Origin of the sequence: Bradyrhizobium prioriisuperbiae, from assembly GCF_032397745.1 — a bacterium.
GTDB lineage: Bacteria > Pseudomonadota > Alphaproteobacteria > Rhizobiales > Xanthobacteraceae > Bradyrhizobium_A > Bradyrhizobium_A prioriisuperbiae.
Map to the genome: position 1 here is coordinate 2,218,461 of NZ_CP135921.1, position 24,084 is coordinate 2,242,544.

The 24,084-nt window shown below is 64.5% G+C and carries 24 protein-coding genes; 11 read left to right on the forward strand and 13 right to left on the reverse strand.

The features are described from left to right. Positions 1-70 precede the first annotated feature (70 nt). The gene (locus RS897_RS10395) at positions 71-892 is read left to right on the forward strand and encodes a hypothetical protein (RefSeq protein ID WP_315836475.1); all 822 of its coding nucleotides are present in this window, start codon (positions 71-73) and stop codon (positions 890-892) included. 39 nt (positions 893-931) lie between these two features. Here RS897_RS10395 and RS897_RS10400 read toward each other — a convergent pair whose 3' ends face one another. Genes RS897_RS10400 through RS897_RS10420 form a run of 5 tightly spaced genes read right to left on the reverse strand, consistent with a single transcriptional unit; the run spans position 932 to position 7,794 of the window. Next, the gene (locus RS897_RS10400; protein ID WP_315836476.1) at positions 932-3,241 is read right to left on the reverse strand and encodes a TIM-barrel domain-containing protein; all 2,310 of its coding nucleotides are present in this window, start codon (positions 3,239-3,241) and stop codon (positions 932-934) included. A 21-nt stretch (positions 3,242-3,262) separates the two neighbouring features. Next, entirely contained in the window at positions 3,263-4,342 is a 1,080-nt protein-coding gene (locus tag RS897_RS10405) for an ABC transporter ATP-binding protein (RefSeq protein WP_315836477.1), read from the reverse strand. A gap of 18 nt (positions 4,343-4,360) precedes the next feature. Then, positions 4,361-5,416 (reverse strand): carbohydrate ABC transporter permease, encoded by a 1,056-nt coding sequence (locus RS897_RS10410; protein ID WP_315838584.1) that lies wholly within the window; start codon positions 5,414-5,416, stop codon positions 4,361-4,363. A gap of 10 nt (positions 5,417-5,426) precedes the next feature. Beyond that, positions 5,427-6,467 (reverse strand): carbohydrate ABC transporter permease, encoded by a 1,041-nt coding sequence (locus RS897_RS10415; protein WP_315836478.1) that lies wholly within the window; start codon positions 6,465-6,467, stop codon positions 5,427-5,429. Positions 6,468-6,501: 34 nt separating this feature from the next. Then, positions 6,502-7,794, reverse strand: a complete 1,293-nt coding sequence (locus RS897_RS10420) for an ABC transporter substrate-binding protein (RefSeq protein WP_315836479.1) — start codon at positions 7,792-7,794, stop codon at positions 6,502-6,504. A 357-nt stretch (positions 7,795-8,151) separates the two neighbouring features. On the opposite strand from RS897_RS10420, the gene RS897_RS10425 reads away from it, so the two are divergent. The 4 genes from RS897_RS10425 to olsB all read left to right on the forward strand — a co-directional run bounded on the left by RS897_RS10425 (position 8,152) and on the right by olsB (position 13,442). Next, the gene (locus tag RS897_RS10425; protein WP_315836480.1) at positions 8,152-9,135 is read left to right on the forward strand and encodes a LacI family DNA-binding transcriptional regulator; all 984 of its coding nucleotides are present in this window, start codon (positions 8,152-8,154) and stop codon (positions 9,133-9,135) included. Between the two features lie 180 nt (positions 9,136-9,315). Next, positions 9,316-9,783: a hypothetical protein gene (locus RS897_RS10430; RefSeq protein ID WP_315836481.1), complete on the forward strand. Its 468-nt coding sequence runs from the start codon at positions 9,316-9,318 to the stop codon at positions 9,781-9,783. Between the two features lie 127 nt (positions 9,784-9,910). Next, complete coding sequence (locus RS897_RS10435; protein ID WP_315836482.1) at positions 9,911-12,169, forward strand: ATP-binding protein; 2,259 nt, start codon at positions 9,911-9,913, stop codon at positions 12,167-12,169. A gap of 409 nt (positions 12,170-12,578) precedes the next feature. Next, on the forward strand, positions 12,579-13,442 hold the full coding sequence (olsB, locus tag RS897_RS10440; RefSeq protein WP_407654540.1) for a l-ornithine N(alpha)-acyltransferase: 864 nt from the start codon (positions 12,579-12,581) through the stop codon (positions 13,440-13,442). Positions 13,443-13,454: 12 nt separating this feature from the next. On the opposite strand, the gene RS897_RS10445 is transcribed toward olsB, so the two are convergent. The 8 genes from RS897_RS10445 to hisB all read right to left on the reverse strand — a co-directional run bounded on the left by RS897_RS10445 (position 13,455) and on the right by hisB (position 18,972). Then, a complete protein-coding gene (locus RS897_RS10445) occupies positions 13,455-14,102 on the reverse strand; it encodes a glutathione S-transferase family protein (protein WP_315836484.1) in 648 nt (215 codons plus the stop codon). Between the two features lie 57 nt (positions 14,103-14,159). After that, positions 14,160-15,113 carry a type I pantothenate kinase gene (gene coaA / locus RS897_RS10450; protein ID WP_315836485.1) on the reverse strand — a complete coding sequence of 318 codons (954 nt, stop codon included), beginning with the start codon at positions 15,111-15,113 and terminating at the stop codon, positions 14,160-14,162. Between the two features lie 71 nt (positions 15,114-15,184). Then, the gene (locus RS897_RS10455) at positions 15,185-15,505 is read right to left on the reverse strand and encodes a phosphoribosyl-ATP diphosphatase (protein ID WP_315836486.1); all 321 of its coding nucleotides are present in this window, start codon (positions 15,503-15,505) and stop codon (positions 15,185-15,187) included. A gap of 70 nt (positions 15,506-15,575) precedes the next feature. Then, entirely contained in the window at positions 15,576-16,352 is a 777-nt protein-coding gene (hisF, locus tag RS897_RS10460) for an imidazole glycerol phosphate synthase subunit HisF (RefSeq protein ID WP_315836487.1), read from the reverse strand. 2 nt (positions 16,353-16,354) lie between these two features. Then, entirely contained in the window at positions 16,355-17,095 is a 741-nt protein-coding gene (gene hisA / locus RS897_RS10465; RefSeq protein ID WP_315836488.1) for a 1-(5-phosphoribosyl)-5-[(5-phosphoribosylamino)methylideneamino]imidazole-4-carboxamide isomerase, read from the reverse strand. Beyond that, positions 17,092-17,742, reverse strand: coding sequence for an imidazole glycerol phosphate synthase subunit HisH (gene hisH, locus RS897_RS10470; protein WP_315836489.1), 651 nt, complete (start codon positions 17,740-17,742; stop codon positions 17,092-17,094). Before hisH ends, hisA begins: the two co-directional genes overlap by 4 nt. Further along, a complete protein-coding gene (locus RS897_RS10475; RefSeq protein ID WP_315836490.1) occupies positions 17,739-18,248 on the reverse strand; it encodes a DUF2628 domain-containing protein in 510 nt (169 codons plus the stop codon). Before RS897_RS10475 ends, hisH begins: the two co-directional genes overlap by 4 nt. A gap of 130 nt (positions 18,249-18,378) precedes the next feature. Then, entirely contained in the window at positions 18,379-18,972 is a 594-nt protein-coding gene (gene hisB, locus RS897_RS10480; RefSeq protein WP_315836491.1) for an imidazoleglycerol-phosphate dehydratase HisB, read from the reverse strand. Positions 18,973-19,184: 212 nt separating this feature from the next. On the opposite strand from hisB, the gene hslV reads away from it, so the two are divergent. From hslV to RS897_RS10510, 6 genes are read left to right on the forward strand one after another with little or no spacing between them, the layout of a single operon-like run. Then, positions 19,185-19,748: an ATP-dependent protease subunit HslV gene (gene hslV, locus RS897_RS10485; protein WP_315836492.1), complete on the forward strand. Its 564-nt coding sequence runs from the start codon at positions 19,185-19,187 to the stop codon at positions 19,746-19,748. A 1-nt stretch (position 19,749) separates the two neighbouring features. Next, positions 19,750-20,364 (forward strand): DUF2585 domain-containing protein, encoded by a 615-nt coding sequence (locus tag RS897_RS10490; protein WP_315836493.1) that lies wholly within the window; start codon positions 19,750-19,752, stop codon positions 20,362-20,364. Positions 20,365-20,416: 52 nt separating this feature from the next. Then, positions 20,417-21,508, forward strand: a complete 1,092-nt coding sequence (locus RS897_RS10495) for a hypothetical protein (protein ID WP_315836494.1) — start codon at positions 20,417-20,419, stop codon at positions 21,506-21,508. Then, positions 21,508-22,002 (forward strand): GNAT family N-acetyltransferase, encoded by a 495-nt coding sequence (locus RS897_RS10500; protein WP_315836495.1) that lies wholly within the window; start codon positions 21,508-21,510, stop codon positions 22,000-22,002. The genes RS897_RS10495 and RS897_RS10500 overlap by 1 nt, the downstream gene beginning before the upstream one ends. Then, a complete protein-coding gene (gene hslU / locus RS897_RS10505) occupies positions 21,995-23,296 on the forward strand; it encodes an ATP-dependent protease ATPase subunit HslU (RefSeq protein WP_315836496.1) in 1,302 nt (433 codons plus the stop codon). The genes RS897_RS10500 and hslU overlap by 8 nt, the downstream gene beginning before the upstream one ends. A gap of 27 nt (positions 23,297-23,323) precedes the next feature. After that, positions 23,324-24,049: a helix-turn-helix domain-containing protein gene (locus tag RS897_RS10510; protein WP_315836497.1), complete on the forward strand. Its 726-nt coding sequence runs from the start codon at positions 23,324-23,326 to the stop codon at positions 24,047-24,049. Positions 24,050-24,084: the final 35 nt, after the last annotated feature.

Sequence of the window (24,084 nt, forward strand, 5' to 3'; positions counted from 1 at the left end):
CACTGAATTGCATTTGACGCATTTGTCGCGACGACGGCGCTTTTCGCCGCGCGCGAAACAGGAGATTGCCATGTCCGTTGTGATGCGGTGGGATCCCACCATCCGCAATGATGTGACCGAAAGCGAGTGGCTCGAGGGCGTGAAGAGCACCTGGCATTACCTGATCGATCTGCCGCCCAACACGACCAGTCTCGCCATCATCAATGCGATACGAGGGACCGGCAAGAAGATCACGATCGTGCCGGAACCCAAGCCCTACATGCCCGATAAATCGGATGCCAACGCGCATGCCGATCCGGTCAATCCGCAGGCCGCGACCCGCCCCGGCGGCACACCGGAAGGCGGGACCAACCCGGGCTCCGGCACCGGCGGCGGTAGCGACGTGGTGCTGGCGTTTGTCGCGCAGGATTGGGACAAGCCGTCGGCGGCCGCCTCGCTGCGTGCGGCGGACGAAACGCTGCTGCACGAACTCGTGCACGCGATGCGCCAGGCGCAGGGACTGGAAGACACGATCCCGCTGGAGGCGCCGTTTGCCGTGCTGCGCAAGGGCAGCGGGAGCATTTCCTCGCTGATGAGCGGGGAGGCGGGACCGACCACCAAATACAGCCAGATCTACAATGAATATGAAGAGTTCGTCGCCATCGTCATTACCAACATCTATCGCTCGGAAGCCCAGCGCATCGGGCTCAAGCGCGACCATCTCGGCGAGAAAGGCAAGGACGCCGAGCTCAGATACCCGCTCACCAATCCCCGCAACTTCCTCACTGTGTGGCGAACGCAGCTCGAGCAGATGAGCCGGGAGATGCCGCGGGTCTGCGGCAAGCTTGCGGAGGTCCGCTGCGCCTTTAATCCGATCTCCGAACTGTACGCGAGCCGACGCAACGCGGCGTGACATCTCGGACGTCGCGCTGAGCGAACAGCAGGCGGCGGCTCACTCGGTCGTGCGGGCAACATGCAGATTCGGCACGCCCACCCCGCGGGCGCGGATCGGTACCGCCAGCTGCCCACCGCTGACATCGAGACTAAAGCCATCGCCGTCGGGGCGCAGGCGCAATGCGATTGTCCTGCCTGCATTGCGCCAATCCGCCGTCTCGCCATCGTCGAGATAGACAACGGAAGCGCCATGATCGCGTGTTCCGAACACGATCGCCGTCAGCCCGTTCTCGTCTTCGATCGGAACGATCGCGCCCGCGCGAACGAACAGCGGCAGCCGGCCCAGAGGGGCCGCAACGGTGACGGTTCGCCCGCCCTCGCATGGCGTGCCGTCATGCCAGTCGTACCAGCCGCCAGGATGGGCGGGCAGATAGACCTCGCGCGTGGTCGCTCCCTCCTCCAGCACCGGAGCGACAAGCAGATCGGGGCCGAGCATGAAGGCATCCTCGACGGCGCGCGCGCGCGCGTCCGCAGCGAAATCCCACAGCAGCGGGCGCACCGGCGGCACGTCGTCCGCCGCCGCGCGCCACATCTGGGTGTAGAGATAGGGCAAAAGGCTGTGGCGCAGGTTCATCGCGGACCGGACCTGGGGAAGCACGTCGGGATGCATCCAGGGCGCGGTGACGATGCCGCTGGTTTTCCAGGAGTTCATCACCATGCGCGGCCACAGCGCGCAGAACTCGACAAAACGACAGAGCAGTTCCGGGCCGGGCGACGGGCCATGGAAGCCGCCGACGTCGTGGCCGATGTTGTAGAGCCCCGACAGGCTCATGTTCAGGCCCTGGGTCAGATTGTAGCGCAGCGTCTTCCAGGACGTCTCATTGTCGCCGCTCCAGGTCTGGCCGTAACGAGCGATGCCGGCGCCGCCGGCGCGCGTGATGGTGTAGGGGCGCTTGCTAGGTGCCTGCGCGGCCTGCGTCTCATAGGCGAGCTTGTGCATCAGCAGCGCCTGCGCGGGACGCGCCAGCATTTGCGGGAACGGCCGGCCGTCGCCATTGCACACCGCGTCCTCGTCCCAGATCTCGAATTCGTTGTTGTCGCTCCACACTGATGTGACGCCATAGGCGAGCAGCGCGTCGCGGATGCCGTCCGCCCACCACTGCCGTCCCCCGGGATTGGTGAAGTCAACATGGAAGCCAAGGCCGTCCCAGAATTGCGCCACCGCAGGCTCGCCGGTCTCGCCGTCGGCGACCAGGATGCGGTTGGTCTTTGCCTGGTCGAGCCGCGGATGATCGTCGAGCAGGCAGGGCTTGATGTTGGTGACCGGCTGCATGCCGGCCGCCTTGAGCCGCGCCATGGTCGCCGCCGGATCCGGAAACTTGTCGCGATTCCAGTTGAAGACATAGCGCCGGTTGCCGATCGAGGTGTAGCCCGAGCCGAAATGAAAGCTGTCGCAGCGAATGCCGTGGCGTTTGCACTCGTCGATAAAGGCGGTGATGCGCGCGTCCGCATCCGGCGCGTCGGCGATGGTCATGGTGGTCATCGCGAAGCCGAGCGTCCAGCGCGGCGCGAACGCCTGTCCGCCGGTCAGCCAGGAAAACCGGCGCGTCACTTCAGGTACGGTCGGGCCGGCGAGCACGTAATAGTCGAGGTCACCGTCCTCGGCACGATAGCTGCGGAACAGCCCGTGGTAATTGTCGAGCGTGCAGCCGAGGTCGACCGCGCCAAGCGCAAGATTGTCGTAGAAGACGCCGTGAGCGCCGCGCGCGCCGTCGACAATGACAAACGGCAGCATCTTGTAGAGCGGATCGGACAGTTCGGCGTCGAAGCCGCAGGGGTCGACGGCATCGATCGCGAATCGCCGTCCGGTGCGATCGAGCGGACCGGCCTTGTCGCCGAGGCCGTAATGGCGTTCGTCCTCGTGCCGTTCCATGGCGTGCAGCAACGCGCCGGTCTTGCGCGACAGGAAATAAGCCTGGGTCGGGCGGTCGCGCAGAAATGCCTGGTCCTCGTCGGCGCGAAACCAGTCGATGCCGAACGGAGCGAGCCGCACCCGCGCGCGCAGGCCTGCTGTCACGAGCGTGATCACGCCATCGGTTTCCGACACCGTCGGCGCCGGATTGGCAAAACCTGAGACGTCATCGCGCGGCCGCCCCGCGAATGGCGGCTCGGTGCGGTTCGGGGCAATCGCCCAGCCGCGATCGAGGCGGTAGCCCTCTGGCCGGCGCAGGGTGACGCGGCCGATGTCGCTCTCGAGCATCGCGATGCGCAGCATGGCCAGCGGGGCCGCCGCCGGTCCGCTCGCGAGGTCGAACAGCGCGGCGTGGCCGTCGAGGCCGCGAAAACGGCCATGGGTCAGGGCTTTCATGAGATCAGGCTCCGGGGTCGATCAGGGCCGGGCGAGTGCTGCGCCGGTGTCGTCGAACAGATGAAGGTGGTCGGCGGCGAGGCGAATTGCGATCGCATCGCCACGGGCGAAGTGCGACTGGCCATCCTGGCGCAGCGTGATCTGCGGCAGGCCGGGAGCAGACGCATAGAGGAAGGTGTCGCCGCCGAGATGTTCGACGAGATCGACAGTCAGTGTCAGCATGCCTGCACCGGGCGCGACATCGATATGCTCGGGGCGGATGCCGAGCGTGACGTGCGCCCCGGCCGCGAGGCCCGAAGCCGCGCGCGGCAACGCGACCTCGCGCTCGCCAACGGTGAGGCGGAGCGTGCCGTCGTCGGAGATCACCGCCGCGGGCAGGAAGTTCATGCGCGGCGAACCAATGAAGCCCGCAACGAAAGCATTGGAGGGACGGTTGTAGAGCTCGAGCGGTGTGCCGATCTGCTCGATCCGGCCAGCCTTGAGCACCACGATACGGTCTGCGAGCGTCATGGCTTCGACCTGATCGTGGGTGACATAGATCATAGTGCCGCCGATCTCGGCATGCAGCGCGGCGAGTTCCTTGCGGGTCGCAACGCGGAGCTCCGCGTCGAGGTTCGACAGCGGCTCGTCGAACAGGAAGATCTTCGGATCGCGCACGATGGCCCGACCGATGGCGACGCGCTGGCGCTGGCCGCCGGAGAGCGCCTTGGGCTTGCGGTCCAGATAATCGGTGAGACGCAGCATGGCAGCGGTGCGGGTGACGCGTTGCTCGATCTCCGCCGGCTTCATCCCCATGTTCTCCAGCGCAAAGGCCATGTTCTTGCGCACGCTCATGTGCGGATAAAGCGCATAGGACTGGAACACCATGGCCAGCCCGCGCTCCGACGCCGGCAAATGGGTGACACGCTCGCCGTCGATATGGACGTCGCCGCTGGTCACGCTTTCGAGTCCGGCGATGACGCGCAGCAGGGTCGACTTCCCGCAGCCCGATGGACCGACGAAAACGACGAATTCGCCATCCCTGACCGCGAGATCGATGCCATGCAGCACGTCGATGGTGCCGAAGGACTTGCGCGCGTTGGTGAGTGTGAGGTCAGCCATGTTCGATAACCCGATCGGTCATTTCATCCCCGTCGAGCCGATGCCCGTGGTGATGAAACGCTGGAGGAACACGAAGACGAGGGCGACGGGAATCAGCGTCACCACCGTCATTGCCAGGAGGTAGTGCCACTGGGTCTGCAGTTCGCCCTGGAAGGCGTTGAGACCGATCTGCAGCGTGTAGGTCTCGGTTTTTGTCAGCACAGCCAACGGCCACAGGAATTCGTTCCAGCGCCACATAATCGAGAAGATGGCCAACACCGCCAGCGCCGGCAGGCTCAGCGGCAGGATGATGCGCCAATAGATCTGCCACTCGGAGGCCTTGTCCATGCGCGCGGCCTCGATCAGGTCCTTCGGCAGCGTCAGCATGTATTGCCGAAGCAGGAAGACGCCGGTCGGCGTCGCGGCGCCCGGAAGAATCACCGCCCACAGCGAGTTGACGAGGCCGAGCTTGGTCACGACCAGATAGACCGGCACCAGGATGATGGTCATCGGGATCATAAGTGTTCCGATCACCGCCAGGGTGGCCGCCGTCTTGCCGCGGAACTCGTAGACGGCCAGCGCATAGGCGGCCATGGAATTGATCAGCAGCGTGAGCAACGTGGCGATGACCGTCACGAACACGGAATTGGACAGGAAGCGCAGGAAAGCGAAGCGCTGCAGCGGCTCGCTGTAGTTCTCGGTCGCCAGCGCAATGCGGCGCACCGGTTGACGCTTGTCGATCGCGACACGGAATTGTTGCGAGGGGTCGGCGGGATCGACCATCTGGGCGATGAGCCCGATGCGCCGGACCTGCGCCAGTTCGCGGACCGAGCCGTCGGGAAGCGTCGCGCGGAATAGCGGCAATGGCTGCGGCTGACCGGGCACCGTCACTTCGACCTGGGAGAACGGCAGCAGCGACGGCGGAAACTCCAGCAGCGCGCTCTGGGTCTTGAACGACGACAGCACCAGCCAGAGCACGGGGCCGAACATCAGCACCACGCCGAGCGCGAGATAGGCGTAGGCGGCGATGTCGGTCCAATGCAGCGGGTGCCCTCGCCCGTTGCGACGCTGACCCAGCAAGCCGGCGAGGCGCATGGCGGCCATCTCAAACCTCCTTGCGCCGCGCGGCGGCGAATTGCAGCAGCGTCAGGACGAACAGCACGACACCGAGCACGACGGACGCGGCTGCGGCGAGGCCGAAGTTCTGCACCTGGTTGGAGAAGGCGGTCTCGTAGATGTACTGCACCACCATCAGCGTCGCGGTGCCGGGACCGCCACCGGTCAGCACGAACACCTCGTCGAAGGTCTGCGCGCCCTTGATCAGCGCGAGCACGATCACCACGATCATGTTGGGCCACAGCAGCGGCAAGGTGATACGCAGCAGCACGCGCCAGCGCGGCGTCGCATCCATCTCCGCCGCCTCGTAGAGATCGGCGGGAATCGCCTGCAGGCCGGCGAGCAGGATCAGGGTGTAGAAGCCCATGTGCGCCCACACCGAGACGAACACCGCCCAGAACATCGCCCAGCTCGGATCGACGAAGAACAGGATCTTCTGGCCACCGAGTGTGGTGATGGCGGCGTTGAGCAGCCCGTCGCGCTGCAGGATCCATTTCCAGATCAGCGCGACGACCACCGGCGACAGCAGCACGGGGAAGAAATAGACCGCACGGAAAAAGCCGCGTCCGCGGATCTTCATGTTGAGCACGAGCGCGGTGATCAGCGACAACAGCACCATCGCCGCCACCTGGAACACGACGAACTTGATGGTGTTGGCGACGCCGCGCCAGAAGTGGTCCTCGCGGCAGGTTCCCGGATCGAGATAGGAGCCGCAGTCGAGCAGATAGGCGAACTGGTCGCCGCCGACATAGGGCCGTTCCGAGGGAAACAGCGCCGTGCCGCCGGTCACCGAGAACACGATGTTGATGCCGATCGGCAGGAACACGAACAAGCCGAAGAACGCGAAGTTGGGCAACAGGAACAGATAGGCCATGCGCCGCGCGCCGATGACGCGCTGTATCCCGCGCATCGGCCCATCGAGCAGACGCATCGCCAAGTGAACCGGCAGGACCACGACGCGCCCGAGCTCCGCGAGCACAGCGGCGCCCGTGCCACGCGCCGATGGAGAGGCGAGCGGACTGTCCGTCATCGCGGTGACCCTCCGACCCCCGCCCCCGTTGTCTTCACTTCTTGTTGCGCTCGGCGATTTGCTGCGCGACGTCGGCGGTGATGCGCTTGTAGGCGTCATCGAGCGTGGTCTCGCCGGAGACCGCCTGGCCGAGCCGGCTGATCACCGCGTTGAAGATGATTCGGCTGTTGGTGTAGCCCTGGGTCCGGTAGGCGATCGGCGAAATCTTGGCCGCGCTTGCGGTAAAGACTTTCAGCGCGGCGGCGACGTCCGGGCTCGCCGTCGGATAGTCGATGCCTTTTTTCGCCAGCCCAAGGTGGCCGGGCACGAACAGCGCGCGCGCATAGAACTCCGCCAGCACCGGTTCGCTTGCGAGATATTCCATCAGCCGCGCCACTTCCTTGGGATGCTTGGTCCCCTTGAACGCGATGAGACCGGCGCCGCCTGGCATGCTGCTGCAGCCGCCCGGCCCACAGGGATTGGGGACCGCCACCCAGTCGAAGGCGTTGCCGATGGTCTTGGCGAACTGGCTGGTCTGCCACGACCCGGACAGATACATCACGACTTGTGCGTTCTTGAATTCGTCGTTGGCGCCGCGATAGGCCGTGCCGGAAACCGACCCCCACAGCTCCTTCGACATCACGCCGGACTTGTGCCAGTCGTAGACCAGCTGAGCCGTCCGCTTGAAGCCTTCGTCCACCACCTCAGGTTCGCCGTTCGCACCGAAGACCTTCGTCCCTTCCGACACGGCAAGCGCATAGAAACGATGGCCGGAGCGGTCGAGCGCCAGCGGGAACGGCGCCTGGACCTTGCCCGCAACCTCTTTCACCGCCTTGGCCCAGTCCTCCCAGCTCGCCGTCTCGCCCGGCATCGCGATACCGGCCTGCTCGAACAGGGTCTTGTTGACGAACGGGCCGGAGACAGTGAGCTGGGTCATGAAGCCCGGGATCGCCTGGGTCTCACCCGGCGGGCGCATCCATGCGAGGAAGGGGCCGAAGTTGCTGTCCCAGTAGGCCGGATCCTTGAGAAGAGGCCGCAGGTCGAGGGCGTAACGCGACAGGCCGCCCATATCGACCACACGCGCCATGTCCGGGCCCTGGCCGGAGGCCAGCTGCACCGGCAGGTTTTCGTTGATCGCCTTGAAGGGCACCTGATCGAGAACGACGTCGATGTCCTTGTTCTGCTCATGGAACCGCTTGAGCAGGTCGGCCATCACCTCGCCCTCGTTGCCGTCCGAGTACCAGGTCATGCGAAGCGTGGTGGTGTCGGCCGCGGCCGGCCCGCCGAATACGGTGGCAGCCAGCAGGGACAGCGCAAAAGACATGAGGACGGGCGTGGCGGCACGCATGGTGGTTTCTCCTCCCTGTTCGCCGGCCCGTTGCGGATCCCAGCGAGATGAAGCGCCCGGGTTCCGTTCTCCGACGGACTCCCCAGCGCAGACGTTTCCCTCGACGTCGGCGTCCGCCCAATCCAGCTCCGGGTCGGACAGCCGCTTCTCACGAGTTTGGTTGCACGGCTTGCAGTGACACGAACAACAGGCAGCAAACCGCCTGCACCCCTCGTACCACTAAAAACGACTTTGGCAAACGTTTGCCAAATTGTCAATCGCCGCTAAACTGGCCTTATGGCCAAGGCTGGAGGGGCTCGACAGCAGCCCCTCCAGATGACACTGAGAGCAGTGATCGGACCAGACCCCCGGAGGCCGATGCCGGAAGACGTTTCCCTTGCAACAGTCGCGGCGCGGGCCGGCGTCTCGGTTTCGACCGTGTCGCGGATCGTCAATGGCGAGATGCGCCGCGCCTCCGCGGCCACGGTGGCGCGGGTGCTCGACGCGATCGAGGCCGTGGGCTACCGGCCCAATCCGGTGGGACGGGCCCTCCAGCGCGGCCAAAGCCAGCTCGTGGCAATGATTGCCGCCAATCTCGACAATCCGGCCATGGCGACCATCGCAAGTTCCACCGAGGCGGCCCTGCGCGAAGCCGGCTACGTCATGATCCTGTGCGATACCCATGACCGCCCCGAACTTCAGGACGAGTATCTCTCCGCGATGCGCGCCCAGATGGTGCGCGGCTATGTCCTGGTCGCGGCGGTGCCGAGCCCCGGACTGAGCGAGTTTTCCGCCCTGGGTGCCCCGACGGTGTTCGTAAACCGCCGTAATCCGGCCGGCATCGGCCCGTTTGTCGGAATCGACGATCGCGCCGCGGGTGCAACCGTCGCCGACCATTTCGCCGATCTCGGGCGGCGCGCCCCAGCCGTTGTTTTTCCGCAGCTGAGCTCATCCGCATCGCGGGACCGCGTGTCCGGCTTCCTGGCCCGGCTGCGTGAGCGTGGCTGGTCCGACGAGGCGATCATCCAGGCCGACGGGGAGGGACGATCGCATCTCCAGGTCGGCTATGATGCCGGCGCGCGCATTTTCGGCGGCAGCAAAACCCCGGACGCCATTCTCTGTGTCAGCGACCAGATCGCTTACGGGGTGACCCGGCGCGCACGCGAACGCGGTCTCAAAATCCCCGATGATTGCGAGCTCGTCAGCATCGACGGCACGCCTCTCAACCAGTGGGTCGCGCCGTGGCTGAAGTCGATCGAAATTCCCTATACCGGCTATGGGGCGGAGATCGTCGCCGGCCTGCAATTGATCTGGCAAGGCGAGCCGTTTGGCGGACGCCTGCTTCCCTACACGTTCGGCTGACACACGGCTGTTCACGGCGATGCCGCACCGGACACGAATGCCCGCGCGCGCTCCTGTCAAAAATGCACATCGCGATTCACCACGCAAACCATCCGCTAACGATTTTCGTTTACGCTTCACCAACCATAAGCCGGTGTTTCGGGCTTATCCCCGTTGTGTTGCGTGTCGAGTTCGTCAGCCATGCTGCGTTTGAAGATTCTGGTATCGATCGTTCCGCTGGCCGTGGCCGGGTTCTTCGCGCGGGACCAGTTGAGCGCGGCCATCCGCCCCTGCATCGCCACCGCGACTGCGTCGGTTCAGATCGCGCAACTGCCCTGGCTGGCGCAGCACCGGGTCAGCTTCACCAGCGATCCCACCGCGGCCAACGTCCGTGTCCAGATCATCGACAGCCCCGAGATGGCCGATCTCACCGTGATCGATGACGTCGAGACCGCGGAAGCGGAGGACTGCGATGGCGCCGGTCCAACCGAGTTCATCGGCATTGCCGCCGAGCCGGCCACGGCACCGACCGTGATCTATCTGTCGCGTGACGGCGAAGCCGACTACCGCATCTTCGTCCGCTCCAAACGCTTCACCGCACGAGAGGCCGCGGCTCTCGTGGTCGGCGCCCATGGCGGGCGGCAGCAGCAGGTCGCCGGCGCGCTCTAGATTTACTCTTTATTAACCCTGTTTTCATCGCACGGCTCTCCGTCTTTTCGACCTCAAACACTTCGCAACATCCCCGCTGCACGTTTGGATCGGGGATCTCGCTCCACCCATTTCGGGACATCGGGTCATGACGCGGGGATTACGGATCAGACTGCGCTATCGCCGATTCAGGCGGCGGCACCCGTTGGCCGTCGCCTTGGCGCGCTCGCTGACGATCTTCTCGGCGGCGTTCGGCGGTACCTATGGCTTCATCGCCGGCAGCTATTCCAAGGACTACAATCCGCATACCTTCGCTCTCGGCATCAGCTTTTTGCTTGCGCTGGCGTGCCTTGCGCTTGCAAGCCTGAGCTTCCGGATGCGGCGGCTGCGCAAGGCGATGGCCGCGGTCGCGTTGCGCAACGAAGCCTTGATCGATCGCAACTGGGAACTGAAGGAAGCCGAGGAACGCTCGCGCAGCCTGTTTGAATCCCGCAGCGACCTGATCGTGCTGCGCGACGCGGAGCAGCGCATCACCTTCACCAACGACGCCTTCTGCGCGCTCGCACAAAAATCCCGCGACGAGCTGGTGGGCTCGATGTTCGTGCTGCCTGTGCTCGAGCAGGGCGATGCGGCGCTGGACGTCGACGGCACCCGCGTGCACGACCAGAAGATCGCAAGCGCCCTGGGTCCACGCTGGATTGCCTGGCGCGAAGCCCTGATCCGCACCGAGGCCAACCGCCCGGCCGACATGCAGAGTGTCGGCCGCGATGTCACCGACCGCGCCGAAACCGAACGGGCGCTGGGCGATGCCCGTGACCATGCCAATGCGGCCAACCGCGCCAAGTCGCGTTTCCTGGCCATGGCGTCGCATGAGATCCGCACGCCGCTCAATGGCATCATCGGCATGAGCGGGCTGTTGTTCGATACACAGCTTTCAGCCGAACAGACCACCTATGTGCGGGCGGTGAAGACCTCCGGCGAAGCTCTGCTGCTGCTGATCGACGAGCTGCTGGACTTCTCCAAGATCGAAGCCGGCAAGATCGACCTCGAGCATCGCCCCTTCGTGCTGGCGGCAATGGTCGAGGAGATCACCGAGCTGCTGGCGCCGCGCGCGCAGGCGCGACACCTGGAGATTGCCGCCTATATCGACGAGCGCCTGCCCACGGAAGTGATCGGCGACGCCGCGCGGCTGCGCCAGGTGCTGCTCAATCTCGCCGGCAATGCCATCAAGTTCACCGCGACCGGCGGCGTCGCGCTGATTGTCGAGCCCGGGATCTGGCCCAACGAGGTCAGCTTCCTGGTTCGCGATACCGGCATCGGCATCGCACCGGAGGCGCAAGAGCGGATTTTCCGCGAGTTCGAACAGGCCGACGAACGCACCGTCCGCAATTATGGCGGGACCGGCCTCGGCCTAAGCATTAGCGAACGCATCGTCAAACGCATGGGCGGACGCATCACCCTGGACAGCGCCCCCGGACGTGGCTCGACGTTCGAGGCGTCGATTCCGTTGATTGCATCCGCAAACCCCGCCGCCGGTGCATCCGCGTTCGTCGCCCCCGACCTGCGGGACAAAGCGGTCATGCTGGTGGCGCCGCAGGCGATCGAAGCCTCGCTGGTCGCGCGCCGGCTGGAGCGCTGGGGCGCTCAGACCTGTTCGCTGACCGACGCGGTGGTGGCGCAGGCGCTGCTGCCGGAACGGGCCTGGCACGCAATCATTGTCGACCACAATCTCGGCGCTGAAGAAGCAGAGCAGCTTGCCGAGGCCGCCCGTTATCATGCCCTGCACCGGATCGTGATGGTGACGCCATCGACGCGACGCGAGCGGCAGCCGTCGGACTCGAGCGCGTTCACCGGCTATCTGGTCAAGCCGTTGCGCGCTGCGTCGCTGGCGGCGCGGCTGGTGATGCCGGACGTCACAGACGCGCCGAAACTCGCTGTTGATGACGCGGATCTCGTCGAGGCCGCGCCGCGCCCAACGCCCTCGAGAGGCCTGTCGATCCTGGTCGCCGAGGACAACGAGATCAATGCGCTGCTGATGCGCTCGCTGCTGACCCGGCTTGGCCATCGTCCGGTCATCACCGTCAACGGCGCGCAGGCCATGGAATCCTGGCTGGCGGCGGAGACCGCCGGCGCGCCTTATGACCTGGTGCTGATGGACGTGCAGATGCCGGAGCTCGACGGCATCGAGACCACGCGGCGCATCCGCGCCCGCGAAACATCGCTGCAGATGCGTCGCACGCCGATCATCGCGCTGACGGCGAACACGCTGGTGGAAGATCGTTACGCCTGCTTCGCCGCCGGCATGGACGGCTTCCTGGTCAAGCCGCTGGATCGCGACAAGCTCAACGACGTGCTTGCCAGCATTCCAGCCTCTCCGCACCTTGCTGCGCAAGCGGTCCGATTCTAACATTCGCATCCCGTTTCAGCTGGTGTTTCTGCGAATGTTAAAATCGAAGGACCTCTTGCAATTGTAAATCACTCGTGGAGCTCTGGATTTGACATTCGCATGTCGGACTCGCGGCAACGTGGGGTGCGAATGTCAAATCCACTCCACGAGTGTCACGAATCTGAAATCATTGCGCCTCGCGCGTCGCATTGGGGATACGCGCAAGCGCCCGCCACTTGTCATAAATCCTTTGAACGCCCGTGATTAATGAAATCCACGGCCGCAGCGATTCGATGCGATCAGCGCGGCCGCGAGGGATTTCATGAAAGCCGATGAATTCGCGCGCTCCGGCCTCAACCTGAAGCAGATGCTTCGGCCGGACAACGCAGCCGCCGTGATGGCCAAAACCAAGGCCGTCGCCGGCCTGCTGATGCCGGCCTTTGTCAGCGAGGCCGCCATCAAGCTGCGGCCCGGCATCCATGCCCCCGCAGCACCGCTCGGCCGGATCGGACCGCTGGAGGTCCGGCTTGCGCACAAGAAGGCCGACGTGAAACGCGCGCAGAAACTGCGCTACAAGGTGTTCTACAAGGACGGCAGCGCGATTGCGGATGCCGCCACCATGCTGGCGCAGCGCGACAAGGACGCCTTCGACAAGATCTGCGATCACCTGCTGGTCATCGACCATGCCGCCAAGCCGTCGTTGAGCGGCAAGCAGCCGGTGGTCGGAACATACCGCCTGCTCAGGCAGGACGTCGCCGAGCGTCACGGCGGCTTCTACACCGACAATGAATTCGACGTGTCGGAGCTGGTCGATCGTCACCGCGGACTGAAGTTTCTCGAACTCGGCCGCTCCTGCGTGCTGCCGCCCTATCGCAACAAGCGCACCGTGGAATTGCTGTGGCATGGCATCTGGAGTTACGTGCGTCAGCACAATTGCGATGTGATGCTGGGCTGCGCGAGCTTCGAGGGCACCGATCCGGACCGGCTTGCGTTGCCGCTGTCGTTCCTGCATCACTATTCGCGCGCGCCGGAAGCCTGGCGGGCAGCGGCGCATCCGTCCCGCCGCGTCGAAATGAACCGGCTGGCCAAGGAAGCGATCAATCCGAAGGCCGCGCTGCACGAACTGCCGCCGCTGATCAAAGGCTATCTGCGGCTCGGCGCCTTCATCGGCGACGGCGCCGTGATCGACCATCAGTTCGGCACCACCGATGTGCTGATCGTGATGCCGGTGTCCGCCATCAACGCCCGCTACATCGACCATTTCGGCGTCGATGCCAATCGGCACGCGGCGTAAGCAAGTCCCGCTCTAGAAATCGAGCCGCCCGTAGAGATCGCTGAAAGGGATCATGACGTGCTCGCGATAGGCTTTTCGCTCCTGCAGCCGCTGATACCACGCCGTAACGTGCGGGATCGTCGGGCGATTAATCTCCAGCTCAAAATAGCGGTAGAGCGAGGTGCCGGCCGGAATATCCGCAAGGCTGAAACTGTCACCGCATAAGTACCTGCGATCCGCCAGCCAGCCGTCGAGCAGCTGAAAATAGGTCGAACAGCGCGCAATGCCCTGATTGATCGCAGTCCAGTTTCGCTGATTTTCTGGCGTCCGATAGAACCCCCAGAACACCTCCGTCAGAACGGCTGGCTGCAATGAAGTCTGCGACCAGTCCATCCAACGATCCACTCCGGACCGTTCGCCGGCATCCTTCGGCCAGAACCGATCTGCACCAAATCGCGCGGCAAGATATCGAAGGATGGCGTGGGACTCCCACACCACCGTTCCGGCATCATCGATCACGGGCACCCGCCCATGAGGGTTCATTGCAAGAAAATCCGGGCCATCGAGTTGGCCGAAACTGCCGCCGGCAGGTATGTGCTCGTGAGCGAGGCCCAACTCGCCTATCAGCCACATGACCTTTTGCACATTGAAAGAGTTGCGTCGCCCCCACACCTTCAACATTGCTCACCGTCATCTTTGCCGGCAGTCACTCCGTGCCAACTGCTTCGGAAAGCGCACCTACAGCCGCCGCAGCGACACCTTCTCGATCACATGCTCGCCGCCCTTCTTCAGGATCAGGGTGGCGCGGGGACGGGTCGGCAGGATGTTGTCTTCGAGATTGGCGAGGTTGGTGCGGTCCCAGATCGCGGTGGCGGTGGCGATCGCCTCGTCGTCCGACAGCAGTGCGTAGCGATGGAAGTATGATTTCGGATCGTGGAACGCGGTGTCGCGCAGCGACAGGAAACGCTGCACATACCACTTCCGCAACACCGGCTCTTCCGCATCGATATAGACCGAGAAGTCGAAGAAGTCCGACACGAACGGAATGGCCTGGCCGTCCCGCGGCAACCGTCCGGTCTGCAGCACGTTGACGCCCTCGAGAATCAGGATGTCCGGCTGGTCGATCTCGACGCTCTGGTGCGGCACGATGTCGTAGGTGTGGTGCGAATAGATCGGCGCCCGCACCGACCGCCGGCCCGCCTTGATGTCGCTGAGAAAGTTCAGCAGCGTCGGCAGATCGTAGCTTTCCGGAAAGCCCTTCTTCTGCATCAGGCCGCGGCGTTCCAGCACCGCGTTGGGAAACAGAAAGCCGTCGGTGGTGACCAGGTCGACCTTGGGGCGCGGCGACCAGCGCGCCAGCAGTGCCTGCAGCACACGCGCGGTGGTGGACTTGCCGACCGCCACCGAGCCGGCGACGCCGATGATGTAGGGCATCTTGCGGTCTTCGATGCCGAGAAAGCGGCGCTGCGCGAAGAACAATCGCTGGGCGGCGGCGACATACATCGACAGCAGCCGAGACAGCGGCAGGTAGATGTCCTCGACCTCCTTCAGGTCCAGCCGGTCGTGCAGCGAGCGCAGCGCCGCGATCTCGTCGGCGGCCAGCGTCATCGGCGTATCGTCGCGCAGCTTCGCCCACTCGTCGCGCGAGAACACCCGGTAGGGATTGTACTGAAGATCGATCCGCGCATCCATGGAAGCGGTACTCCCCACAAATTCCGAGTATTCGTCTGCCAAATACCCGTGTCCCGAATTCAACGTTCGCATCAGCGCTTGCGCGCCGCCTTCTCCTCAAGCCCGGACTGCTGGGTCCGCTGCGCCAGCACGGCCTCGACATCCTCGATCGACACGCCGCGCGATTTCAGCAGCACCAGAAGATGAAAGATCGCGTCGGCGCTCTCGGACACCAGGTGATCGCGGTCGCCCTCGACCGCGGCGATCACCGTCTCCACCGCCTCCTCGCCGAACTTCTTGGCGCAATGGGCCGGACCCTTGTCGAGCAGCTTGCGCGTATAGGACGCCTCCCCGCCGGACGCCGCGCGGGCATCGATGGTTGCAGCGAGATCATGGATCGTAAACCGGGACATCGCTACTCTTTCTGTCACATCCCTATCATATTGGGCTGAACTCGGCGTTAGCGAGTCTGGCCATTCTGGATCAAGGATCGAGACGCATCGGCAAACCGGCGCCGCGCATGTGCTCCTTGGCCTGCCGGATGGTGAATTCCCCGAAATGGAAAATCGAGGCCGCCAGCACCGCGGTGGCGTGGCCGTCGCGGATGCCGCCGACCAGGTGATCCAGGTTGCCGACACCGCCGGAGGCGATCACGGGAATTGGCACCCGGTCGGCCACCGCTCGGGTCAGTGCAATGTCGAAGCCCTGGCGGGTGCCGTCGCGGTCCATCGAGGTCAGCAGGATTTCACCGGCGCCCAACGCAGCCACTTCCTCGGCATAGCCCAGCGCGTCGATCCCGGTGGCCTTGCGGCCGCCATGGGTGAAGATCTCCCAGCGGTCCGGCGTGCCAGGCGCACTGACTTTCTTGGCGTCGATGGCGACCACGACGCACTGGCCGCCGAACTTCTCGGCCGCCTCGCGCACGAATTCGCGCCGGCTGACGGCGGCCGAATTGATCGACACTTTGTCGGCGCCCGAGGTGAGAAGCGTGCGGATGTCCTCGACCACGCGAACGCCGCCGCCCACGGTGAGCGGCATGAAGCAGGCTTCCGCCGTCCGCCGCACCACATCCAGCATGGTGCCGCGGTTCTCATGAGTGGCGGTGATGTCGAGGAAGGTCAGTTCGTCGGCGCCGGCGGCGTCATAGGCGATCGCCGCCTCCACCGGATCGCCGGCGTCGCGCAGGTCGACGAAATTGATGCCCTTGACGACCCGGCCATCCTTCACATCGAGACAGGGAATGACGCGCACCTTGAACATGATCAGGCCGCCTTGCGCGCTGACAGGATCAGCGCCATCGCTTCCGCAGGATCGAGCCGCCCGTCATACAGCGCCCGGCCGGAAATCGCGCCGGCCAGCTTTTTCGCCGCCGGCGTCAGCAGCGCCTTGACGTCGTCGATCGAAGCCAGGCCGCCGGAGGCGATCACCGGCACCGAAATGGCCTCCGCCAGTGCGATGGTGGCCTCGAGGTTGAGGCCCTTCAGCAGGCCGTCACGGGCGATATCGGTGAAGATGATGGCGGCAACGCCGGCATCCTCGAACCGCTGCGCGATCTCCAGCGCGGTGACCTGGGAGGTCTCGGCCCAGCCCTCCACCGCCACCTTGCCGTCGCGGGCGTCCAGTCCGACCGCGACCTGTCCGGGAAATGCTTTCGCGGCCTGCTTCACCAGCGCCGGATCGCGCACCGCGGCGGTGCCGATGATGACCCTGGCGATGCCCTTGCCGAGCCAGGCTTCGACCGTCGCGAGATCGCGAATGCCGCCACCGAGTTGCACCGGCATTTTCACCGTCGCCAACATGGACTCGACCGCCTGCGCGTTCATCGGCTTGCCGGCGAAGGCGCCGTCGAGGTCGACCACATGCAGATACTCGAAACCCTGGGTCTCGAAGCTTTTCGCCTGCGCCGCGGGATCATTGCTGAACACAGTGGCGCGGGCCATGTCGCCCTGTTCGAGGCGAACACAAGCGCCGTTTTTCAGATCGATGGCAGGAAACAGAATCACGGGGCCCACGTCAGAAAGTTGCCGATCAGAGCGAGCCCAAAGCGCTGGCTCTTTTCAGGGTGAAATTGAGTGCCGATGGCGGTGTCGCGGGCGACGATGGCGGTGACCGGGCCACCGTAATCAGCGCGGGCCACCACATCGGCGTCGTTTGCGGCGTTGAGGTGATAGGAGTGCACGAAATAGGCGTGACGACCGTCGTCACCCAGCGGCAATCCCTGCAGCACCGGATGCGGACGCTGGACCTGCAGCGTGTTCCAGCCCATGTGCGGGATCTTCAGGCTGGCATCACCAGGCGCGATCTTTTCGACATCGCCGGCAATCCAGTCGAACCCGGCCGTGGTGACGTATTCCTTGCCGCGGGTCGCCATCAGCTGCATGCCGACACAGATGCCGAAGAACGGCCGCGCCTTGCCGCGCACCGTCTCGTTCAGCGCCGACACCATGCCGTCGAGCGCGTCGAGGCCATGACGGCAATCGGCGAACGCACCGACACCCGGCAGCACCACGCGATCCGCCCGCGACACCACGTCGGGATCGCGGGTGACGACGATCTGCGGCGGATGATCGAGGCTGCGCGCCGCCAACTCAAACGCCTTCGCGGCGGAGTGCAGGTTGCCCGAACCATAATCGATGATCGCGACACTCATCGCGGCGCTCCCGGCTGCGGGAATAGCCCCATGATCTCGCCATGCGGCGGCTGCACCCGCGCGGCCGGACGCACCGGCGGCGGCGATCCGCGATCGATCGAGGCGCCATCGGCGGACGCTGTGCGTCCCTCGGCCCAGCGATCGAAGAACCGGCGTTCCGCCTCATCGCTATTCCTGGCGGCCACCACATCGAGTTCCCGCCATTTGCCGCGCGACAGGGTCCAGCGCCGCAGGCTGGACGCCTCGAAGCCCATCAGCAAGGCGATCAAAAGCATGACCGTAAAGCGCACATCGGAGCCGAGGCGCAGCGCCCAGAGCCCCGCCGCAACGGCCACGACAAGCACGAGGTAGCCCACCAGCGCCAGCCACAGCCGATGGAAAGCCAGCCACAGCGGAGCCGCGACCGCTGCCCAGACATGAAAGCCGTCGCGCACGAACACAAAGCGGTCGGTCGCCTCAGCGGCGCCACCTGCCGTCACCGGGCCATGAACTGTGTAAACCGGCATTGCACTCTCCGGATATCTTGCAGCTTCGCGCGACACCGCGAAGCCCGATCCGCATGACGGATCGCTATGAATCTTTATGTTTGAGCATGATCTTGTCGGAAAACCGGTACCCACTTTTCCGGATCATGCTCTAGCCGCCGAGCTGTCCCTTGGTGGACGGCACTTCGCCGGCATTGCGCGGATCGATCGCGACAGCCGCCCGCAGGGCCCGCGCCAGACCCTTGAAGCAGGATTCGGAGATATGATGGCTGTTCTCGCCATACAACGTCTCGACATGCAGGGTGATGCCGGCATTCATGGCGAACGCATTGAACCACTCGCGCACCAGTTCGGTGTCGAATTCACCGATCTTGTCGCGCGGGAAGTCCACCTTGAACACCAGCACCGGGCGCCCGGAAATGTCGATGACCACGCGCGTCAGCGTCTCATCCATCGGCATGTGGACGCCTGCATAACGCGTGATGCCCGCCATGGTGCCGAGCGCCTGCTTCACCGCCTGGCCCAGCGCGATGCCGACGTCCTCGGTGGTATGGTGATGGTCGACATGCAGGTCGCCATCCGCCTTGACGGTGATGTCGATGCGCGAATGCCGCGCCAGCAGGTCCAGCATATGGTCGAAAAAGCCGATTCCGGTCGCAACCTGGGACACGCCGGTGCCGTCCAGATTGACGGATACCGCGATGTCGGTTTCCTTGGTTTTGCGCGTAATCGTGGCCGTGCGCATTGCTGAAGAGCCTGTTTTGGAGGTCGGAACCGGGGCCCTTTTAACAGGCACGGACCGCCTTCGCTACTGCAGTATGACGCTATTATTGCAGCTATGGTGACCGGAAATCGCATTCCCGGGCAATGGGAAGACCCTGAAAAGGCGTCGGAAACGCCGCTGATTGCAAGTCGGCCACCGGCCCCCTAAATCTGGCCGATCGAAAAGGACCGGATATGCACCCATCGAACTCGGAAAACACCCCCGTCTGGCATGGCACCACCATTCTGACTGTCCGCAAGGGCGGACGGGTGGTGATCGGCGGCGACGGCCAGGTCTCCATCGGCCAGACCGTGATCAAATCCAACGCCAAAAAGGTCCGCAAGCTCGGCAAGGGCGACGTGATCGGCGGCTTCGCCGGCGCCACCGCCGACGCCTTCACTTTGTTCGAGCGGCTGGAAAGCAAGCTGGAGCAATATCCGGGGCAATTGACCCGCGCCGCGGTCGAGCTTGCCAAGGACTGGCGGACCGACCGTTACCTGCGCCGGCTCGAGGCCATGATGATCGTCGCCGACAAGGACGTCTCGCTGGTGCTGACCGGCACCGGCGACGTGCTGGAGCCGGAAGGCGGCGTGATGGCGATCGGCTCGGGCGGCAACTATGCCCTCGCAGCCGCCCGTGCCTTGGTCGACACCGACAAGGACGCGGAAACCATCGTGCGGCGCGCGCTGGATATCGCCGCCGACATCTGTGTCTACACCAACCGCAACCTGACCATCGAAGCGCTGAGCGCAACCTGACATGAGCAGATCCGGCGAGGCGCCTCAGATCGCGGCACCGGCGCCCGGGCTGTCGCTCTCCCGCGGGGTGACGATCGCGGTGCTGCTGATCGTCGCGCAGGCGGCCATCCTGTTCGCCATGGGTCGGCTGCCGATCTGCGCCTGCGGTTATGTCAAGCTGTGGCACGGCGTGGTGCTGAGTTCGGAGAACTCGCAGCACATCGCCGACTGGTACACATTCTCCCACATCATCCACGGCTTCATCTTTTATGCCCTGACCTGGCTGCTGCTGCCGAAAGCCACATGGATCGTCCGGCTGATCGTTGCCATCCTGGTCGAAGGCGCCTGGGAGCTGCTGGAGAATTCACCCATCATCATCGATCGTTATCGCGCCGGCACCATCTCACTGGATTATTACGGCGACAGCATCGTCAACTCGGTGTCCGATACACTGGCGATGGTGACCGGCTTCCTGGTCGCAAAAAAGCTTCCGGTGCTGGTCACGGTTGCGATTGCCATCGCCTTCGAGGTTCTGGTGGGCCTGCATATTCGCGACAATCTGACACTCAACATCATCATGCTGATTCATCCGTTCGAGACCATCCGCGCGTGGCAAAGTGGCCCACCGATCATCTGAACAGGCGACTTGTGATCCGGCCAATGCTGCTTAGGTCTCCACTGGACAACCGATGCCCATGATAACGAACGACATGTTGGCGAGAGGCGTGGCTGACGGCATCATTACTGCCGAACAAGCCGAGCGCCTGCGCGCGCTGGACAATTCAAGCGAACCGCTGGATCTGCCGTCGTCCCCCGACGATGAGCAACTGCGTTTTGTCAGCGGATTCAGCGATGTTTTCGTCACCCTCGGCCTTGCCATGTTCGTCGGCGCCGTCGGCTATTTCATCGACCGGTCGTACGGCGGCGCGGCCATGTGGATCGGCGTTGCCGTGATTACCTGGTTGCTCGCGGAATTCTTCACCCGGAAGCGGCGGATGGCACTGCCGAGCATCGTGCTTCTGATCGGGTTCGCCGCCGCGGCGTTCATCGGCTTGGATGCGCTGCTGGCCGGCCTGTTCGTGGACCACGGCGGCAGGCAAACGCCGTCCACCGCAATACCGCTGGGTATCGACGGCGCACCGCCCACGGTCATGGCGGTCGCGGCGCTGCTCACGGTTTTGCTGACGGCCGCACATTACTGGCGGTTTCGCGTGCCCATCACCATCGCCGCCGGCTGCGCCGCGCTGACGATTGCGGTTGTCGGACTGGCCTACAGCCTGATCCCTCAACTGGCATCGGTCGGATACGCTGCGGTCATTTTCGTTTGCAGCCTTGCTGTTTTCGCTTTGGCGATGCGCTTCGACATGTCTGACCCGGAGCGCCTGACCCGGCGCACCGACATCGCCTTCTGGCTGCACCTGCTCGCGGCGCCCTTGATCGTTCATTCGCTGATCCGAGGATTGCTGGTCGATCCCACCAGGCTGGACCCGGCATCGGCTGTTGCCATCATGGTGGTCTTTCTGGCGCTGAGCCTCGTCGCAGTGCTGATCGACCGCCGTGCGATGCTGGTCTCTGGCCTGGCCTACACCGGCTACGCCTTCGCGACATTGTTCCGCGCGGCGGGGTTTTCGGACATCACCACGCCGGCGACACTCCTGGTGCTCGGCGCCTTCGTGCTGCTGCTCAGCGCAGGCTGGCGGCCGCTGCGGGCGGCGGTCTGGCGCGTGACGCCATCAGTCCTGACCCGCCGCCTCCCCCGACTCAGTGTGCAGACCACCTGATGACGGACCACACCTACCAGTTCTCTCCAATGACCAGCGACGATCTGCCAATGGTGCGGCGCTGGCTGGAGACGCCTGATGTGATCGCATGGTGGGGCGATGCCGCCGAACAGTACGCGCTGGTGAGCGGCGATATGGACGAGCCGGCGATGGCGCAGTTCATCGTGGCGACCGACCGGCAGCGATTCGCCTATTTGCAGAGCTTCGATCTCACCGCATGGCCGGAGGACGGCTTTGGCCCGCAGCCCGCCGGCACCCGCGCCATCGACCAGTTCATCGGCGAGCCCGGCATGCTCGATCGTGGCCATGGTTCGGCTTTCATTCGCGCGTTTATCGCTGATCTCTTCACAATGGGAACACCCCGTGTCATCACCGATCCTGACCCCGCCAATGCGAGGGCGATCCGGGCCTATGAAAAGGCCGGCTTTCGTAAGGGTGGCGTGGTGACCACGCAGGGCGGCCCCGCACTTCTGATGGTATGCAACAATGACTGACTTCTCTCCCCGTGAAATCGTATCCGAGCTCGACCGCTTCATTGTCGGCCAGGGCGATGCCAAGCGCGCCGTCGCGATCGCGCTGCGCAACCGCTGGCGCCGGCTGCAGCTCACGGGCTCGCTGCGCGAAGAAGTGCTGCCGAAAAACATCCTGATGATCGGGCCCACCGGCGTCGGCAAAACCGAGATTTCGCGGCGGCTCGCCAAGCTCGCCGGCGCGCCCTTCATCAAGGTCGAAGCAACGAAATTCACCGAGGTCGGTTATGTCGGGCGCGACGTCGAACAGATCATCCGCGACCTGGTCGAGGTCGGGATCGGCCAGACCCGCGAGCGCAAGCGCAAGGACGTGCAGGCCCGCGCCCAGCTCGCCGCCGAGGAGCGCGTACTCGACGCCCTGGTCGGCGCCAATTCCAGCACGGCGACCCGAGATTCCTTCCGCCGTAAACTGCGCGCCGGCGAACTCAACGACAAGGAAATCGAGATCGAGGTGCAGTCTTCCGGCGGCATGCCGGCGTTCGAAATTCCGGGCATGCCGGGTGCGCAAATCGGCGCGATCTCGATCGGCGACATCTTCGGCAAGATGGGCAACCGCACCAAGCCGCGCCGCTTGACGGTGGAGGACTCCCACGAGCTTCTGGTCAACGAGGAATCCGACAAGCTGCTCGACACCGACAAGCTGATCGGAGAAGCGATCCATGCGGTGGAGAACAACGGCATCGTGTTCCTGGACGAGATCGACAAGATTTGCGCCCGCGATGGCCGCGCCGGCGCCGACGTCTCGCGCGAAGGCGTGCAGCGTGACCTCTTGCCACTGATCGAAGGCACCACCGTCACCACCAAGCATGGCCAGGTGAAGACCGACCACATCCTGTTCATTGCATCAGGCGCGTTCCATGTGGCGAAGCCTTCCGACCTGCTGCCGGAACTGCAGGGCCGCCTGCCGATCCGAGTCGAGTTGCAGGCGCTGACCCGCGACGATTTCCGCCGCATCCTGACCGAGCCGGAAGCCTCGCTGATCAAGCAGTATGTCGCGCTGATGTTAACCGAAGGCGTGACGCTGGACATCACCGATGACGCCATCGACGCGCTCGCCGACGTCGCCGTTGGCGTCAATTCCAGTGTCGAGAACATCGGCGCGCGGCGGCTGCAAACCGTGATGGAGCGGGTGCTGGACGAGATTTCGTTCGTCGCGCCGGATCGCAACGGCGAAACCATCCGTATCGACGCCGCCTATGTGCAGAAGCATGTCGGCGATCTCGCCAAGAACACCGACCTCAGCAGGTTTATTCTGTAAACACCTCGTGGCTCGACGGTACCTGCGATGTCCAAGCTCACATCGAATGTTTGGTCTTACTGGCTGAAGCGGGCAGACATCGTTGCGGAATACGCTTCGTGGAGCGGCGATGCCGCCCCCGATCTCGGCTTTCACTTTCACCGGACCGCGCAGATCACCTGCGTCAGGTCCGGTAAACGCGCCTTTCAGATCGGTGGGGAAACCCACGCGGTCGCCGCCGGGCAGAGCATCCTGATTCCCGCGATGGTGCCGCATCGAAGCCTGCCGTTGCGCTCCCGTGACGTGACCTGCCTGAATGTCTATCTGCCGCTTCCGCCGCTCGGGAATCGCCCGATCGTGGTCACTGCGCACGCTCCAGCGGAAATTCTCCGGGATGCCGCCCCTGTTGTCACGCGGCGTGCCATCGAAGCGCATTTTTTTGGTCACGGACGACTGGTCCAGCGCGATGCCGGTTTGCCGACAAATCCACTCGGCCGTGTTGCAAACACCACCGAGAGCATCGGCGCGATCGCAGCGCGTGCCGGGCTGAGCCGGGAAGGCTTCACCCGCAAATTCATCCGGGACATCGGCATGGCGCCCCACGCTTACCGCACTATCCATCGGTTGAACGAAGCCCGTCACCGCCTGCAGCAGGGCGACAGCATCGCCGGCGTTGCTGCGGACCTGGATTTTTCCGACCAGAGCCATCTCGGGCGGCTGTTCCGGCGCAGCTTCGGCGTCACGCCGCATGCCTACCGCGAGAGCGTGCGCTGATCACAAACGTTCCAGACGATGCGACCCCGGCGGTT